This window comes from Saccharothrix espanaensis DSM 44229 (assembly GCF_000328705.1).
GTDB lineage: Bacteria > Actinomycetota > Actinomycetes > Mycobacteriales > Pseudonocardiaceae > Actinosynnema > Actinosynnema espanaense.
This window is the reverse complement of the sequence record NC_019673.1, coordinates 6,663,546-6,680,234: the sequence shown is the minus strand read 5'-3', so window position 1 is coordinate 6,680,234 and position 16,689 is coordinate 6,663,546. Positions and strand designations below refer to the sequence as shown.

Here is a 16,689-nt window from a genome sequence, read left to right as displayed (position 1 = left end):
GCCCCGGACCCCGGCGGGCAGCCAGTCGAACTGGTGTCTGTCCGGAGGTGGGCTGTGTCGGAATCCGAGCAGGTCGTGGAACCGGACGACGGTACCCGCGACCCGCCGAGGCGGGTCGGCACCGCGCAGATCGCGGAGCTGACGGCGTTCACCGCCGATCTGCGCGTCCTGGACCACCGGCACGGCGGCGGGCGCACCCGGGACGCGGCGGTGGCGCGGTTACCCGCAGCCCTGCGGTTGCTGTCCCTGCCGGTCGCCGAGCGGCTCGACGGCCCGCTGCACACCGCCGTGGCCGACCTGCACAACCTGGCCGGGTGGGCGTCGTTCGACGTGGGCCTGGTCGCGTCGGCCCTCCAGCACTTCGAGACGGCGCTGCACCTGGCCGCGACGGCCGGCAACGCCGCGCTGACCGCCAACGTCTACTACCGGATCGGCCGGCTGTGGCTGCACCACAACGAACCCGTCCGGGCGCTGGCCGAGTTCCGGCTGGGCGAGCTGGCGGCACGGGCGAGCGGATCGCGCACGGCGGTGGCCCTGGTCCGGGCCAACCAGGCGTGGGCGCGGGCGCGGCTGGGCGTGGACGACGACATCGCGCTGGTGATGTCCACCGTGCGCGAGGACCACGCCGGCGGGGGCGAACCGGTGCCCGACTGGCTGGCGTTCTTCACCTCCGCCGACCTCGCGGCGTTGACCGGGGTGGTCTACACCGAGCTGGCGCAGCGGGTCGACCCCCGGTACGCGGGGACCGCCGTGCCGGTGCTCGACTCCGCCCTCGACGGCTACGAGCTGGAGATGACGCGCAGCCGGGCGTTCACGCTCATCTCGCTGGCGGTCTGCCACTTCGTCGACGACCAGATCGCGCCGGGCGTGGTGGTGGGGCGGCGCGCGCTCGCGCTGTGCGGGGAGTTGGCGTCGGCCCGCCCGGTCGAACGGCTGGTGCCGCTGCGCAACGAGGCCGAGCGGCGGCGGTCGCACCCCGGCGCGCAGGAGCTGGCGCACCGCATCCGCGCCTTTCGCCCGGCTGTCGCGGGTGGCCGGTGATCGGGCCGCCCGGTCCGCGCGTGGCGGGAACGGGCGTGGGCGGTACGTTGGTGCCGGATCGGGCCCGGTGGTCGGCGGCACAGCCGTTCGCCGCGCGACCCACCCGTTCGGGCCACCGCGACGGACGGCAGCGAGAGGCGGCTTGACCGGAGTGAACCTGGACCGCCCGTCCGACGGCGGTGTCGCGGGGCGTCGCCCGGCCGGCTCGTCCGCCGCCGGCGTGTGGACCCGGCTGCGGGAACTGGCGCGGCGGGACGGCGAACCGGTCTCCGTGCGGCACGCTGTGCTGGTGTGCGTCGAGGTGCTGGACGCCGCGGGTGCGTGCTTGTCGATGTCCCGCGACGGCGGTCTGCCCGAACCGGTCTACGCCACGGACGAGCGCAGTCACGAGGTGGAGGAGTCGCAGACCACCCTCGGCGAGGGGCCCGGCCTCGACTCGGCGTCCTGGGGTTCGCCGGTGCTGGTCGACGACCTGGGCACCGCCCGGTCCGCGGCCCGGTGGCCGCTGTTCGCGGTGCGGGCCGCGGAGCTGGGCGTGCGGGCGGTGATCGCCCTGCCGGTCCGGGCGGGCGCGGTCCGGCTGGGCGTGCTGTCCTGCTACCGCGACGAGCCGGGGCTGCCCGGCACCCGGGCCCTGACCAGCGCGCTGGCCTGCGTGGACGCCGTGCTGGTGCTGGCGCTGGACGAGCGCGGCGGGGTCAGCCCGTCACTGGACGACCTGCTCGACGGGAGCTTCACCACGCACCGCGCCCGGGTGCACCAGGCCGCGGGCATGGTCGCGATCCAACTCGGGGTGAACCTCACCGACGCCTTGGCGCGGTTGCGCGCCCACGCCGTGGCCGACGAACGACCGATAGCCGAGATCGCCGACGCCGTGCTCGCCCGGCGGCTGCGCCTGACCGACAACGACCGTGGACTTCCCCTTCCCGAGGGCGGCGACGCCGACGACGAGAAGGACGCCGAGGAGGGCAACGACCGATGAAAACCCAAGACCAGCGGATCCGGGACACCTTCATCATGCTCGCCGACACCTTGGTGGCCCAGTTCGACGTGATCGACTTCCTCGACGTGCTCGCGCATCGCTGCGCCGAACTGCTCGACGTCGACGCGTGCGGTCTGCTCCTGGTCGACCACCACGACACGCTGACCACCGTGGCCGCCTCCACCGAGCAGGCCCGGCTGCTGGAGCTGTTCCAGCTCCAGAACTCCGAGGGCCCCTGCCTGGACTGCTACCACACCGGTGCCGCCGTGAGCTGCGCCGACCTCGCCGAGGCGCACGAGCGGTGGCCCCGGTTCACCGCCGCCGCGCTGGACGGCGGCTTCCGCGGCGTGCACGCCCTGCCGCTGCGGCTGCGGGAGCAGGTCATCGGCACGATGAACCTGTTCACCGCGACGCCCAGGACGCTCGACCCGTCGGCGCTCGAACTCGCCCGGGGTCTGGCGGACATGGCGACCATCGGCATCCTGCACGAGCGCATCGTCCGGCGGCACGAGGTGGTCACCGAGCAGCTCCAGACGGCGCTCAACAGCCGGATCGTCATCGAGCAGGCCAAGGGCGTGCTCTCCGAGCGCCTCCAGATCCCGATCGACGAGGCGTTCGCGACGCTGCGCACCCAGGCCCGTGCCACGAACAGCAAGCTGCTGGAGGTCGCGGCCGCCGTCATCCACGACTCGCTGCCCAACGCCGCGCGGCCCACCGGACGCGACTGAACCCGCCGCCGCGGTCCGTCGACTGTGGACTCCCGAGTCGGCCCGGAGCGGGTTCGGCTCGCCGGGAACCGACTTATACTCGGGGAAGTCGACCTGGGGGACGTCTGATGACCGGTCACGCGACCGATGTGGACACCGCCGACCTCGTCCGGCGGTGGCAGCGCGGCTGGAGCGCGTGCCGGGGCTGGGAGCCGCCGCGCGAGGCGGGCGGCGGGCTGCACTTCCTGCTGCGCCGGCCGGGCCGCCACCACGAGGTGGTCGCGCTGCGCGCCGACGACGAGCCGGGCACGGTCGGCGTGCTGGCCGCCGAGGTCGCCGGGCACGCCGAGGCGGCCTGGCTGACCGTGCCCACCGCGCGGCCCGACGCCGTCGAGCGTGAACTGCGCGCCGCCGGCCTGGTGGTCAAGCAGTCGCGGGAGTGGCTGATGACCCGCGACCTGGCGGGCCACCCGACCCGGCCCGCGGCCGGGCCGTACCGGACCACGACCTCGGTCGACGGCGCGGTGCTCAAGGCCGAGGTGCGGCACGAGTCGGGCGACCTGGCGGCGAGCGGGCTGGCCGGGGTGATCGGGCCCGACGCGGTGCCGGACCGGATCGAGACCGACCCCGGGCACCGGCGGCGCGGCCTGGGCACGGTCGTCATGGGCGCGCTGGCCGAGGCCGCCGTGGTGCGTGGCGCGCGCACCGGCATCCTGCTGGCCAGCCCGGACGGCGAGCGGCTCTACACCTCGTTGGGCTGGACCACGCGCTGGTCGGTGGTGATCGCGACCAACGTCGTCCCCTCGGGCGTCAGCTGAACAGCGCCGGCAGGTCGTTGCGCAGGAAGGACTGGAACACCCGGCCGGCGACCGTGCCGGGACCGGCGGGCACCACGACCCGCACCATGCCGGGCCGGTCGCCCGGTGCCTCGGCCCGCGCGTCGCGCAACACCGTCGACCAGACCGGGCCGCCCTGCGGTGACACGTCGTCCAGCTTGGCCTGCACCCGGCGGCTCACCTCGCCGGGCTGGTCCGACGGCGCGCACACCACCTCGTCGACCTGGTCGCCGTCCACCCGGATCCCGGCCGCGACCGACGTGGGGCCGGTGGCGATCATCGCCGCGACGACGTCGCCCAGGCACTCCGCGAGCTCGCTGACCGGGTTGTCGCCGCCCAGCGTCACCCCGCCCGGCTCGACCACCCACCCGAGGGTCTTGGCCGACGGCCCGAACGCGATCGAGTCGCCGGCGACCCGCACCTTGTTGAACCCGGTGACGATCCCCAGCTCGGCGAACGGGCTCTTCAGGTCCACCTCGTCGTCGTTCGCGGTGATCCAGGTGGTGGCGTCGGCCTCGTCGGCGCGCTTGGCGCCGGTCCGCTCGAACTTGCTGTTGACCAGGCCGACGTCCACCTGCAGCCACACCACCCCGGCCCACGCCGGCGGCTTGCCGACCCGGATCGCCTCGGCGGCGCCGCGCGGGTCGAACCCGGCCGCGTCGCGCAGCACGGGGGCCTTGCCGGCGAGGTCGGAGTAGCCGTAGCCCTCCAACGACCGGAAGCGCTGCGGGTCGGACTCCTTGAGCTCGCGCACGGCGTCGACGTTGCCGTACTCGACCAGGAGGGCCGACTGCTCGGTGGCCCGGACCTTGCGCAGCGCGCCGAGCAGGCCGGTGGCGTTCGGCTGCTCCACGACCGTCGTGCCGCCGACCGGCGTCCCGGACGTGGTCCCGCACCCGGCGAGCGCCGCCAGGACGGCGGCCGCGGCCGCGACGCCAACTCCCCGTGAAAGATCCCTCATCGGCCCGATCGTATGGCGGGGCGGCGGTCGGCGATGTCCGTTCCGGCGAATCGCCACCATCCGTGACCAGCCGGTTCCGCAGTGCCGTTGGCGCGGTCGGTCGAACCCGGCGCACGGGGTGGCGGGCAAGCACCGGATGCGGTCGTTTACGCGTTCCTAGCGCGTCTCGATGGTCACGCTGAGGTGCGGCGGCACGGCGAGCACACTGTCCGGGTGGACGGTAAGCGCAAACGCGGCGAGCTGCGGATCTACCTCGGCTCGGCACCTGGTGTGGGCAAGACGTTCGCCATGCTCGGGGAGGCGCACCGCCGGCGGGAGCGCGGCACGGACGTGGTGGTGGGGCTGGTCGAGACGCACGGCCGGGAGAAGACCGCGCGGCTGCTCGACGGCTTGGAGCAACTGCCGCGCACCGCGTTCGGACATCGTGGCGTCGAGTTCGGCGAGATGGACATCGACGCGTTGTTGGCCCGTGCGCCCGAGGTCGCCGTGGTGGACGAGTTGGCGCACACGAACGTGCCGGGCTCGCGCAACGTGAAGCGGTGGGAGGACGTCGAGGAGCTGCTCGACGCCGGCATCGACGTGCTGTCCACGGTCAACGTGCAGCACCTGGAATCGCTCAACGACGTGGTGCAGCGGATCACCGGCGTGGCGCAGCGGGAGACCGTGCCGGACGAGGTGGTGCGGCGCGCCGAACAGGTCGAGCTGGTCGACATCACACCGGAGGCGCTGCGGCGGAGGCTCGCGCACGGCAACGTCTACGCGGCGCACAAGATCGACGCGGCGCTGGGCAACTACTTCCGGCTGGGCAACCTGACGGCGCTGCGCGAGCTGGCGCTGCTGTGGGTGGCCGACCAGGTCGACGTGGCGTTGCAGCGGTACCGGACCGAGCAGCACATCACCGACACGTGGGAGACCCGGGAACGGGTCGTCGCGGCGATCACCGGCGGCAACGAGAGCGAGACGTTGATCCGGCGGGCGCGGCGGATCGCCGTGCGGGCGGGCGCGGACCTGATGGTCGTGCACATCATGCGCGGCGACGGGTTGACCGGCGCGTCGCCGCAGGTCGTCGGCAAGTTGCGGAAGATCACCGAGGACGTGGGCGCGACCTTCCACACGGTGGTGGGCGACGACGTGCCCACGGCGCTGCTGGACTTCGCGCGCGGCGTGAACGCGACCCAGCTGGTGCTGGGCACGTCGCGGCGGTCGCGGCTGGCGCGGGTGTTCGACGAGGGGATCGGGGCGGCGGTGATCCAGTCGTCCGGGCCGATCGACGTGCACATGGTCACCCACGCCGAGTCCCGGCGCGGCCCCCGCTGGACGGTCGGCCGCAACCCGCTCACCCGGGGCCGGGTGCTGCTGGGCTGGGCGCTCGCGGTGCTGCTGCCGCTCGCGGTGACCGGGCTCGGCGTGCTCTCCCGCGACGACCTGACCTTCTCCACCGACCTGATCGGGTTCTTCCTGGTCACGGTGGTGGTGGCGCTGGTCGGCGGGCTCGGCCCGGCGGTCGGCGCGGCGTTGTTCGGCGCGGGCCTGCTGAACTTCTTCTTCACCCCGCCCTACTACAGCCTGGCCGTGGCCACCCCGGAGAACCTGATCACCCTGCTGGCCATGCTCACCGTCGCGGTGCTGGTCGCGCTGGTCGTGGACCGGGCGGCGCGGCTGGCCGAGCAGGGCGCGCGGGCCCGCACCGAGGCCGCGCTGCTCGCCTCCTACGCCCGCACCGTGCTGACCAGCCCGTACCCGCTGGCCCGGCTGCTGGAGAAGGTGCGGGAGAACTTCGGGCTGGAGTCGGTCGCGCTGCTGGAGCGGCGCGGCGGCGAGTGGGAGCGGGTGGCGTGCGTCGGGCCCCGGCCGTGCGACGAGCCGGACGAGGCCGACGCGGACGTGCCGGTCACCTCGGACGTGCACCTGGCGCTGCGCGGCCGGACGCTGCCGGCGGGCGACCAGCGGGCGCTGGAAGCCGCCGCCGGGCAGGCGCTGATGGCGTTGCGGCAGCAGCGGATGGCCGCCGAGACGGCCGACGCGCAGCGCCGCGCCGAGACCACCGAGCTGCGCACCGCGCTGCTCTCGGCCGTCGGGCACGACCTGCGCACGCCGTTGACGTCGATCAAGGCCGCCATCGGCAGCCTGCGCGACGACACCCTGCCGCTCTCGCCCGAGGACACCGAGGAGCTGCTGGAGACCGTCGAGGTGTCGGCCGACCGGCTGGCCGGGCTGATCGACAACCTGCTCGACTCGTCCCGGCTGGCCACCGGCGCGGTCCGGCCGGTGCTGCGCGCGGTCACCTTCGACGAGGTCGTCGCGCGGGCGCTGGCGGGCATCGACGACCGCCGGCTGGTGTCGGTCGACGTGGGGGAGCAGCTGCCCCAGGTGCGCGCCGACGTCGGGCTGCTGGAACGGGTGGTGGCCAACGTGATCGACAACGCGCTGCGGCACGGCCGGCTCTCGCCGCGCCGGCTGGTCGACGTCGACGGGGACGGCGCGATCACCGCCGACGAACCCGAGGTCGCGGTCCGCGCCAGCGCTTACGGCGACCGGGTCGAGCTGCGGGTGGTCGACCACGGGCGGGGACTGCCCAAGAACACCGCGGACGCCGTGTTCGCGCCGTTCCAGCGGCTCGGCGACCGCGACAGCACCCCCGGCGTCGGGTTGGGGTTGAGCGTGGCCAAGGGTTTCGTGGACGCCATGGGCGGCACGATCGTCGCCGAGGACACGCCCGGCGGCGGCTTGACGATCGTCATCTCGCTGCCGGTCGCGGAGGTGGCGGTCGCATGACCTCGGTCTTAGTCGTGGACGACGACCCGCAGATCGTCCGCGCCTTGCGCATCACGTTGAAAGCACACGGCTACCACGTGCTGACCGCGCACGACGGCGCGTCGGCGCTGGCGGAGGTCGACGGCCGGCCGGACGTCATCCTGCTCGACCTCGGACTGCCGGACATGGACGGCGTGGCGGTGATCGCGGCGTTGCGCGAACGGGTCACCACGCCGATCGTGGTGCTCTCCGCCCGTGCCGACGCCCACGACAAGATCGCGGCCCTGGACGCGGGCGCCGACGACTACGTGACCAAGCCGTTCGGGGTGGACGAGCTGCTGGCCCGGCTGCGGGCGGCCGTGCGGCGCACCGGCCCCCGGCGCGAGGGCGAACCGCCCGTGCTGGCGGCGTCGTTCACCGTCGACCTGAACGCGAAGCGGGTCCGCCGCGACGGTGCCGAGGTCCACCTGACCCGCACCGAGTGGGCGTTGCTGGAGGTCCTGGTGCGGGCGGGCGGCGAGCCGGTGAGCGTGCGCGACCTGCTGGACCGGGTGTGGGGCGCGGGCTACTACAGCCAGACCCACTACCTGCGCGTCTACCTGGCCCAGCTGCGCCGCAAACTGGAACCCGAACCGTCGCACCCGCGCCACCTGCTCACCGCACCCGGCCTCGGCTACCTGTTCCGCCCGTAACCCGCCCTCACCGCCGTCCTCGCCCTGGCTTCCCGACACCGGCCGCCTACCGCCGCACGGCGTCGACGGTGTGGGCCACGTCGCACGGAGTCGTCGCCGGGGCCGGCGTATCTGTCCTAAGTGGATGGTGTTATGGCAGCAGCAGGCCCCAGTACAGCGACCACGGCACGAGCAGCGCGCCACCGGCGAGCACCAAGCCCTGGCGCAGCCGGTCCGCGGACGAGCGCCACCGCCGGGCCACCAGCACGGTCGACACCACCGCGGCCACCGCCGCCGCCTGGCACGCCAGCCAGATCAGCGGCCGGTCGCCCAGCAGCGGGCCGGCCTCGACGGTGTTCTCCGTGAGGCTGAACATCAGCGTCGACAGGTAGCCCACCGCGCCCAGCGGCCCGACCAGCCCGGTGACCACCAGCACCCGCGCCGGCCACGTGCCCGGACGCCGGCGGAACAGCCACAGCACCGGGTACGCGCCGAACAGGAGCACGAACAGGCCGAGGAAGCCGAACTGGACGGGCGCGGACTCCCACCACGACGACGGCGCGACCTCGACCGACCGCCGGCCCTGCGCGGGCGGCGGTGCCACCGACTCGCGCGGCGGGTCGCCCGCGGCGACGGCGGCCACCCAGTCGCCGACCGCGTCCGCGTAGCCGGGCACCAGGTCGGGCAGGCGCTTGCCGCGTGCGTCGGCCAGGTGCATCGCGTGCCCCGCGTCCGGGACGAACTTGATGGTGTAGAAAGGGTTTCCGGCGCGGGACAGGGTGTCGCGCAGGATCTCGGCGCTCTCCGCGGGCGGCACGGCGGTGTCGTGCTCGCCCCACAGCGCGAGCACGGGCTGCCGCACCCGGCTCAGCGGCGGGACCGGGTCGTGGTGGGCCCCGCCGAACATGCCCGCGTCGCCGATCATCCGGTGCCACGTGGTCGGGAACGCGTCGGCGATCGACCCGCCGACGCCGGTCCGCTCGAACTTGTTGGTCACGTTCCACACCTGCTGGCGCAGCGGTGGCAGGGTCGGTCCGGCGGCCAGCACCACGAACCTCACCTCCGCCGACTTCGCCGCCGCGATCGGCACCACCCAGCCGCCTTCGCTCAACCCCCAGATCCCGGCCTTCGCCCGGTCCACCTCGGGCCGGTCGCGCAGCACCGCGAACGCGGCCAGCGCGTCGTCGGCGAGTTGGTCGAAGTCCCGGTGGAACGCCGTGTAGTCCTTCTGCCGCTTGTCCGGCGCGAGCACCACCATCCCCTGCCGCGCGAACGCCTCCGCCTCGCCGCGCAGGTGCTCGCGGTAGCCGGGGCCGCCGGTGCCGGAGCCGTGCACGAGCAGCAGCGCCGGCAGCGTCCCGGTCGCGCCGCGCGGCGCGTACACCGTGCCGCCGAGGGTGAGCCCGTCCGCCGTCCGGAAGTCCACTTCGGACGAGACGAGGTCCGGCGGGGTGGGTGGTCGGACCGGCGCGGCGGGTGCCACGGGTGCGACGGCCAGCACGGCGGTCAGGGCGAGGTTGACGATCACGGTGTCCCCCAGGGGTTTCGTCCGACACCGTGAATCCTCGCCGGCCGCGGCCGGCGGCACATCGCCCGCGCGACCGGTCGCCCGGCTCGCCCGTCAGGGGGAGCCGGGCACGATCAGGCCGCTCTCGTAGGCGGTGATCGCGGCCTGCGCCCGGTCCCGCAGGTGCAGTTTGGACAGCACGCTGCTCACGTAGGTCTTCACCGTGTGCGCGCTGACCGCCATCGCGGCGGAGATCTCGGCGTTGGACAGGCCCCGCCCGAGCAGCACCAGCGCCTCCTTCTCCCGCGCGGTCAGCACGGCCAGGTCGGCGGCGACCGGCGCGAGGGGCCTGCGGCGCACCACGTCGTCGATCAGCCGGCGCGTCACGGACGGCGCGAGCAGCGCCTCGCCCGCCGCCGCGACCCGCACCGCGTGCGCCAGGTCGTCCCGGCGCACGTCCTTGAGCAGGAACCCGCTGGCCCCGGCGGAGAGCGCCTCGTACACGTAGTCGTCCTGGTCGAACGTGGTCAGCATGACCACCCGCGCGGCGCTCTGCGCGCACACGATCCGGACCGCCTCGATGCCGTCCATGCGCGGCATCCGGATGTCGAGCAGCAGCACGTCCGGCCGGTGCTCCAGCACCGCGGCGACCGCCTCCAGGCCGTCCGCCGCCTCGGCCACCACCTCGATGTCCGGCTGCGCGTCGAGGATCATCGCGAACCCGGCGCGCACCAGCTCCTGGTCGTCCGCGACGACCACCCGGACGGTCACCGGAGGTCCAGCGGCAACCGGGCCGACACCCGGAACCCGTCGCCGGCGGCGGTGAACGACGCCGAGCCGCCGCACGCCGCCGCGCGTTCCCGGATGCCGATCAGGCCGTGGCCGGGAGTGGTCCCGGCGGGCGGGGAACCGTTGTCCCGCACGGTGATCACCAGCTCCGCCGCGGTCCACTCCAGGGCGACGGCCGCCGCGTCGCCGGTGCTGTGCTTGACCACGTTGGTCAGCGCCTCCTGCACGATCCGGTACGCCGCCGCGTCCACCCGGGCGGACGGCTCGCGGCGGGTGCCGCTCGTGGTGAGGGTGACGTGCGGCCCGACGCCCGCCACCAGTTCGGGCACCCGGTCCACCGCCGGCAGCGGCGCGCGGTCGGCGGTGTTGGCGGTGTCGTCGGTGAGCAGGCCGAGCGTGCGGCGCAACTGCGCCATGGCCTCGCGCCCGGCGGCGGCGATGGCGTCGAACGCGGCGACCGCCCGGTCCGGTGCGGCGCGCACCACCACCGGCCCGGCCTCGGCCTGCACCACCATCACGCTGACCGCGTGGGCGAGGATGTCGTGGGTGTCGCGGGCGATCCGGGCCCGTTCCCGCGCGGTGGCGCGCTCGCCCTCGGCCGCGCGCTCGCGTTCCAGGATCGCCGCGCGCTCCTCCAGCACGCGGGCGTAGGCGCGGCGGACGTGCGCGCCGCGTCCCAGCGCGTAGGCCGCGCCCCACAGGAACGCCTCGCGGATCGCGGTGTCCGCCGACCCGAGCAGTCCGCCGACGACCACGATCCCGACCGCCGACGCGGCGAGCGTGACCAGCCGGATGGCGCGCGGCGACAGGTCCGCGACGGTGTAGAACGCCAGCAGCGCGCCGAACCAGACCGGCTGCTCCGGGCCGTGACCACCGACGACGGAGTACGTGGCGACACCCAACGCCGTGGCGCACAGCGACAAGACGGGCCAGCGCCTGCGCCACAGCACCGGCAGCGAGGCCAGCACAACCGGCAGGAACTGCAGCACCGTCCATGGCTGGCCCGAGCGGCCGGTGGTGAACAGGAACGGGGCGGACTGGCCCGCGACCACCAGCACGGTCAACATGACGTCGACCGCTGCGGGTGACAGCGCGCGCAGGCGTGGCAACGACATGGGATCCCCCTCGACGCCGGGACTCTAACCCCGCCGCGCGAGCGGTGTCCTCACCCGTGCGAACGAGACCGGCGCTCCCTCCCGCCGGCGATGTGCCGGGCGGGCGGCGGGGCGAGGCTGGGTCCCATGAGAACCGTGATCACGCTGGTCGCCGGGCCGGTGCTGCTGCTGGTGGGCGTGCTGCTCATGATGACCGACCTGTGGACGTTGTCCCACCTGGTGTTCCTGCTCGGCACGGTGCTGATGCTGCCGGTGGCGTCCCGGTTGGACGTGCTGCTGCGCGACGCGAGCCCGCCGTGGGTGCGGGTGCCGGCCCTGGTGCTGACCGTGGTGGGGGCGCTGGCGCTGGCCGGGCAGTTCGTCATCGACTTCACGGTGGTGCGGCTGGCGGCGGGGGACCGGGCCGCGGCGGGGAAGATGTTCGACGTGCTCCAGGAATCCCCGGTGTTCGCGCTGGTCTTCTACCAGGCCGGGCCGGCGCTGCTGTTCATCGGGCTCGCGCTGGCGGCGGTCGGCCTGGTGAACCGGTCGTGGCGGTGGGCGGGCGGCCTGCTGGTGGCGGGCGCGCTGGTGATGGGGGCGGCGCGGATCACCGGGCTGCGGCCGGGCGAGGTGCTGGGGTTGGCGCTGATCGTGGCGGCGCTGGTGCTCGCCGGCCGGGCGGACGGGGCTCGCGCCGGAGCCGTGCGGGCCTGAGCCCGGCGTCCGGGGCGACCTCCACTGGGGGTGTGGTCGGCCCGGACCTCCGGAGGGGTGACGCCGGGCCGGTAGGCCATGTCGGAGTGGCGGACCGGCCCGGCGTGGGCATTCGGGCGGCGTCAAGGGAACGCGCCCGATCGCAGTGGTGGTCGGGTGGAAGGCCCGTTCGGTTCCCCGATCTCCCGGTGTTCACCCGTCCGGTGGACGGAACCGGGATCTGGGGCGGAGTTCGCCCAGCGCGTGGAGGCGGTCCTGGAGGACGAGCGGCGCGGGACCGCCTGGCGGGCTTGGCCGGCTCCCGCGCGCCGGGCGAGCCGTCCCACGATGTGGATCTGCTGAACCGCAGCGGCGGTTGCCGGCGTAATGGAGTTCGGAGCCGGGCGGCTCCGGTCTGGGGGCGGCGCCGAATCCGACGGCGCCTGGCAGGGCAACGCCGTCCGCGGACCGCCGGGGGTCGGGGGACAACAGCCCCCGGCCCCTGGTCCGCCCGCAGCCAGGTGCTCGGGCTCAGCACGTGGTTCACGCGCGCGACCAGTGTGGCCGCCCAGGGCGCTCGGCGAGCCGGCCGCGTCGCGGTTGATGCCGGCCGGATGACCCGTTCGTCGGGTCCGGGTGACACGCCCGTGACGGGATCGTCAGAATGACCGGAGGGGTCGGCCGTGGCCAGCGCCGGCACAGCCACGGCGACCGTCTCCGGGTCCGCCGGCGACGACGCGGTCGACACGACCGTCGAGGCGACGGCGGTCGCGGTCCGGGTCCCGGCTGGACGGCTCCCCCCTGTGGGCGTCCAGTCGAGTCCGGTCCGAGGTCGCGCGCAGCACGTCGGCGAACACCGAAATTGTGCGGGAGCGGGCCTGCGTGGCACTGTCACCACGCTTTAGCGCCTGGTCAGGGCCTATGGGGTACTGGACCTGCCGGAGTAGGGGCGACTACGCTGTTCGGCTTGGACCGGGCGGCTCGGCGCGGGGAGGCTCCGCTTGTTGTCAGGCATCCGCTACGCCGCACTGGGCCCGTTGACGGCCTGGCGGGCCGACCGGAAGATCGAGCTCGGCTGGGCGAAGCAGCAGGCCGTGCTCGGCGTGATGCTGCTCGAACTCAACCGGCCGGTGCCGCTGAGCCGGATCATCGACGGCGTGTGGGGCGAGCGCGGCCCGCGCGACGCGCGCAACGCCGTGCAGACCTACATCAGCCGGCTGCGCCGCGTGCTGCGGGTGCCGCAGACCCCGGGACCACTGGTGTTCACCGAGGGCGGCTACCTGCTCCAGGGCGACCCGTCCGACCTCGACGTGATGGTGTTCGACCAGCACCTGGACACCGCGCACGCCCGCTACCGGGACAACGACGTGCGGGCCGGCGCGGAGCACGTCGACGCGGCCCTCGCGCTGTGGCGCGGCGAGCCGTTCAGCGGACTGGGCGGCCCGCTGCTCGACGCCGAGCGCCGCCGGCTGCGCGAACGGCACCTCAGCGCGCTGGAGCTGCACGCCCGGATCAGCCTCGACCTCGGCCGCACGGCGGAGAGCGTCGCCGACCTGACCCGGCTGGTCGCCGCGAACCCGCTGGAGGAACGGCTCAGCGCGCTGCTCATGCTCGCCCTGTACCGGGCGGGCGGTCGGGCCGCCGCGCTGGAGGTCTTCCAGAGCACCCGCCGCCGGCTGGCCGACGAGCTCGGGGTCGACCCCGGCGACGAGATCCAGGCGCTGCACGAGCGGATCCTGCGCGGCGACGCCGGTCTGGCCGCCCCGGCCGCCCGCCCGCGCACCCCCAACACGCTGCCCCGCGACGTCGCCGACTTCACCGGCCGCGAACCGGAGCTGGACCGGCTGCTGACCGTCGACCGGCGGGCCGCGAACCCGACCGCGTCGGTGGTGTGGGCGATCGACGGGCCGCCCGGCGTCGGCAAGTCGGCGCTGGCCGTGCACGCCGCCTACCGGCTGGTCGGCCGCTACCCCGACGCGCAGCTCTACGTCGACCTGCGCGGGCACGTCGCGGGCCACCGGCCGGTCGAGCCGGCCGCCGCGCTGGACACCCTGCTGCGCGCGCTGGGCGTGCCCGGCGAGCGGATCCCGGCGGAGTTGGACGCCCGCGCCGGCCTCTGGCGGGCCGAGCTCGCCGACCGGGCCGTGCTGGTCGTGCTGGACGACGCGGTGGACGCCGAGCAGGTCCGGCCGCTGCTGCCGGGCACCGGCCGCTCGCTGACCCTGGTCACCAGCAGACCCCGGCTGGTGGACCTGGCGGCGTCCCGGACGCTGTCGCTGGACGTGCTGCCCGAGGAGCACGCGGTGCGGCTGTTCGCCCGGATCGTGGACGACGGGCGGCCCGCCGACGAGCCGGACTCGGTGACCGAGGCGGTGGCCCTGTGCGGCCGGCTGCCGCTGGCGATCCGGCTGGCCGCCGCCCGCTTGGGCACCCGGCCCGCGTGGACCGTGGCGCACCTGACCGGGCGGCTGCGCCGGGACCGGCTGGACGCGGTGACCGCCGCGTTCACCCTGTCCTACGAGAACCTCACCGTCGAGCAGCGCCGGCTGTTCCGGCTGGTCGGCCTGCACCCCGGCCCGGACTTCGACGTGCCCGCCGCCGCCGCGCTGGCCGACCGGGACGAGGACACCGCCGAGCGCCTGCTGGAGAACCTGGTCGACGTGCACCTGATCGGCCAGCACCGGGCGGGCCGCTACCGGTTCCACGACCTGGTCCGCGAGTTCGCCCGGGACGCGGCCCACCGCAACGAGGCCGAGACCGACCGGCGGGCCGCGGCGCGCCGGCTGGCCGAGCACTACACCCGGGCCGCCGAGGACGCGATGCACAGCCTCGCGCCGCGCGAGCAGGACCCCGCCGACTACGACCACGCCGATCACGACCACGCCGACTACGACCGCGCGCTGGCGTGGCTGGACACCGAGCGGGCCAACCTGCTGGTCGCCACCCAGCCGCGGGCGATCGCGCCGGTGCTGCACCGGTACCTGCACCTGCGCAGCCTGGTGGCCGAGGCGCTGACCGTGGACACCTGGGCGCTGGCCGCCGTGCACGACCCGGCCGAGGAGGGCGCGGCGTGGCAGCGCCTGGGCGCGGACCACCACCGGCTGGGCCACCACGAACAGGCGCGGGACTGCCAGGAGCGGGCGAAGTCGATCTTCACCGAGCTGGGCGACCGGGACCGGGTGGCCGAGACCCTGCGCGAGCTGGGCGTGCTGCACGGGCTGTCCGGCCGGCCCGCGGCGGCCGTCGAGGCGAACCGGGAGGCGCTGGCGATCGTCCGCGAGCTGGGCAACCGGGTGGGCGAGGTGGACGCGCTGACCAACATCGGCTCGGCCTACCGGCGGCTGGGCGAGTACGACCGGGCGCTGGAGCACCTGGGCGAGGCGCTGGCGCTGGCCCGGTCGGTCGGCCACCGGGTCGGCGAGGGCGTCGCGCTGTGCGAGCTGGGCGCGACGCAGACCGGGATGGGCCGGCACGAGGAGGCGCTCGACGACCACCGCCGGGCGCTGGCCATGGCCCGCCGCAACGGCCACCGGTTGGACGAGGGCCACTCGCTGACCAGGATCGGCGTGGTCCACCTGCGCCTGGGCGAGTGCCCGGAGGCGCTGGACCACCTGAGCCGGGGCCTGGCGGCGGCCCGCCGCGACGGCTTCCGCACCGGCGAGGGCGAGGCGCTGCTGGCCCTGGGCGAGACGCACCTGCGCCTGGGCCTGCCGGAGGAGGCCGCCGACAGCTACCGCCGCGCGCTGGCCGTGGCCCGCGAGACCGGCGACCGCTGCCAGGAGGTGCAGGCGCTGGCGGGCCTGGGCCGGGCCGAGCCGACCTCCGCCCGGGACAACTGGGAGCGCGCGCTGGCCCTGCACGAGACGATGGACGTGCCCGGCGCCGACGAACTCCGCGCCGCCCTGGCCGCCCTGAACTGACCCGCCCTGAACTGACCCGTCCTGCCCTGGTCCGCGAGGTCCGCCGGCGCGATTGCGGCAATGCCCGGGACAACGCGGCCGAAAGGGGGCACAATGGCGAGTCGGGCCGGTCGCCCGGTGTCGTGATCCCGCCCGACCCAGTGCCCCGGAGCTCGGCGAAACCCCCACCTGACCTGCGGATTGCAGCGGAGTGCAAGCCGTTTGCACGACCGCTCGGACACACTGTGGACCGAGGCGGTCTGCCAAGCCAGGGGGGCTAGGGGGGAGGGCCGCCTCCCCACACAACTCCAGTTGACCGCGCGGGGCACTCGTCCCGCGCGTCCCATCAGCCTCCCCGACGACCACCGGGAGGATTCGTGACAACGGGTCGTCTGCTGCCGGGCGTCTTCGCCGAGCAGCGTCACTTGGTGTCGGCCAGCGAGCCGGCACACCACTCCGCCCACCTGGGCGACCGCTACCGGGCGGTGTGCCGGGCGCTCTGCCTCCCGGTGCCCGAACGCGGGCACCACCTGTGGGGCGAGTGGCCCATCTGCCCGAACTGCGCCCGCCACCTGTCCGCCGGTCCGGTCAGCTCCGCCGTCGCTTGACCGGGCCGGCACCACCCGGCGCTCGCCGACGGCACGGGGGTGCTGCGAGCGCCGGGAAACCCGGCCGCCCTGGGCCAACCGCGCGGCGACACGTGCGCGGTTGCACTCCATCACGAGGTCCGCCCGCAGATGGGCGGTTGTGCG

General features: G+C 74.9%; 13 protein-coding genes. 9 read left to right on the top strand and 4 right to left on the bottom strand.

The window, feature by feature from the left end; translation table 11 throughout:
* Positions 1–54: 54 nt before the first annotated feature.
* The 4 genes from BN6_RS28760 to BN6_RS28745 all read left to right on the top strand — a co-directional run bounded on the left by BN6_RS28760 (position 55) and on the right by BN6_RS28745 (position 3,548).
* A complete protein-coding gene (locus BN6_RS28760; RefSeq protein ID WP_051075781.1) occupies positions 55–1,041 on the top strand; it encodes a hypothetical protein in 987 nt (328 codons plus the stop codon).
* Between the two features lie 151 nt (positions 1,042–1,192).
* On the top strand, positions 1,193–2,023 hold the full coding sequence (locus BN6_RS28755; protein ID WP_051075780.1) for a GAF and ANTAR domain-containing protein: 831 nt from the start codon (positions 1,193–1,195) through the stop codon (positions 2,021–2,023).
* Positions 2,020–2,751 (top strand): GAF and ANTAR domain-containing protein, encoded by a 732-nt coding sequence (locus BN6_RS28750; RefSeq protein WP_015103343.1) that lies wholly within the window; start codon positions 2,020–2,022, stop codon positions 2,749–2,751. The genes BN6_RS28755 and BN6_RS28750 overlap by 4 nt, the downstream gene beginning before the upstream one ends.
* 107 nt (positions 2,752–2,858) lie before the next feature.
* Positions 2,859–3,548: a GNAT family N-acetyltransferase gene (locus tag BN6_RS28745; protein ID WP_015103342.1), complete on the top strand. Its 690-nt coding sequence runs from the start codon at positions 2,859–2,861 to the stop codon at positions 3,546–3,548.
* Here BN6_RS28745 and BN6_RS28740 read toward each other — a convergent pair.
* Positions 3,541–4,527, bottom strand: coding sequence for a hypothetical protein (locus BN6_RS28740; protein ID WP_148303063.1), 987 nt, complete (start codon positions 4,525–4,527; stop codon positions 3,541–3,543). The two genes, BN6_RS28745 and BN6_RS28740, sit on opposite strands and share 8 nt — an antisense overlap.
* A gap of 213 nt (positions 4,528–4,740) precedes the next feature.
* Between BN6_RS28740 and BN6_RS28735 the strand changes: the two genes are divergently transcribed.
* Both BN6_RS28735 and BN6_RS28730 read left to right on the top strand, forming a co-directional pair.
* The gene (locus tag BN6_RS28735; RefSeq protein WP_041318467.1) at positions 4,741–7,302 is read left to right on the top strand and encodes a sensor histidine kinase; all 2,562 of its coding nucleotides are present in this window, start codon (positions 4,741–4,743) and stop codon (positions 7,300–7,302) included.
* Positions 7,299–7,973 (top strand): response regulator, encoded by a 675-nt coding sequence (locus BN6_RS28730; RefSeq protein WP_015103339.1) that lies wholly within the window; start codon positions 7,299–7,301, stop codon positions 7,971–7,973. Before BN6_RS28735 ends, BN6_RS28730 begins: the two co-directional genes overlap by 4 nt.
* A 130-nt stretch (positions 7,974–8,103) precedes the next feature.
* On the opposite strand, the gene BN6_RS28725 is transcribed toward BN6_RS28730, so the two are convergent.
* From BN6_RS28725 to BN6_RS28715, 3 genes are all read right to left on the bottom strand, one after another.
* Positions 8,104–9,480: an alpha/beta hydrolase family protein gene (locus BN6_RS28725; RefSeq protein WP_015103338.1), complete on the bottom strand. Its 1,377-nt coding sequence runs from the start codon at positions 9,478–9,480 to the stop codon at positions 8,104–8,106.
* A 93-nt stretch (positions 9,481–9,573) separates the two neighbouring features.
* On the bottom strand, positions 9,574–10,230 hold the full coding sequence (locus tag BN6_RS28720; protein WP_041314399.1) for a response regulator: 657 nt from the start codon (positions 10,228–10,230) through the stop codon (positions 9,574–9,576).
* Entirely contained in the window at positions 10,227–11,363 is a 1,137-nt protein-coding gene (locus BN6_RS28715) for a sensor histidine kinase (protein ID WP_015103336.1), read from the bottom strand. Before BN6_RS28715 ends, BN6_RS28720 begins: the two co-directional genes overlap by 4 nt.
* A gap of 126 nt (positions 11,364–11,489) precedes the next feature.
* Here BN6_RS28715 and BN6_RS28710 point away from each other — a divergent pair, with 126 nt between their 5' ends.
* The 3 genes from BN6_RS28710 (at position 11,490) to BN6_RS45080 (ending at position 16,545) form a co-directional block, all read left to right on the top strand.
* Positions 11,490–12,059 carry a hypothetical protein gene (locus tag BN6_RS28710; RefSeq protein ID WP_015103335.1) on the top strand — a complete coding sequence of 190 codons (570 nt, stop codon included), beginning with the start codon at positions 11,490–11,492 and terminating at the stop codon, positions 12,057–12,059.
* Between the two features lie 980 nt (positions 12,060–13,039).
* Complete coding sequence (locus tag BN6_RS28705) at positions 13,040–15,958, top strand: AfsR/SARP family transcriptional regulator (protein ID WP_015103333.1); 2,919 nt, start codon at positions 13,040–13,042, stop codon at positions 15,956–15,958.
* Between the two features lie 356 nt (positions 15,959–16,314).
* Positions 16,315–16,545, top strand: a complete 231-nt coding sequence (locus BN6_RS45080; protein ID WP_015103332.1) for a hypothetical protein — start codon at positions 16,315–16,317, stop codon at positions 16,543–16,545.
* Positions 16,546–16,689 lie beyond the last annotated feature (144 nt).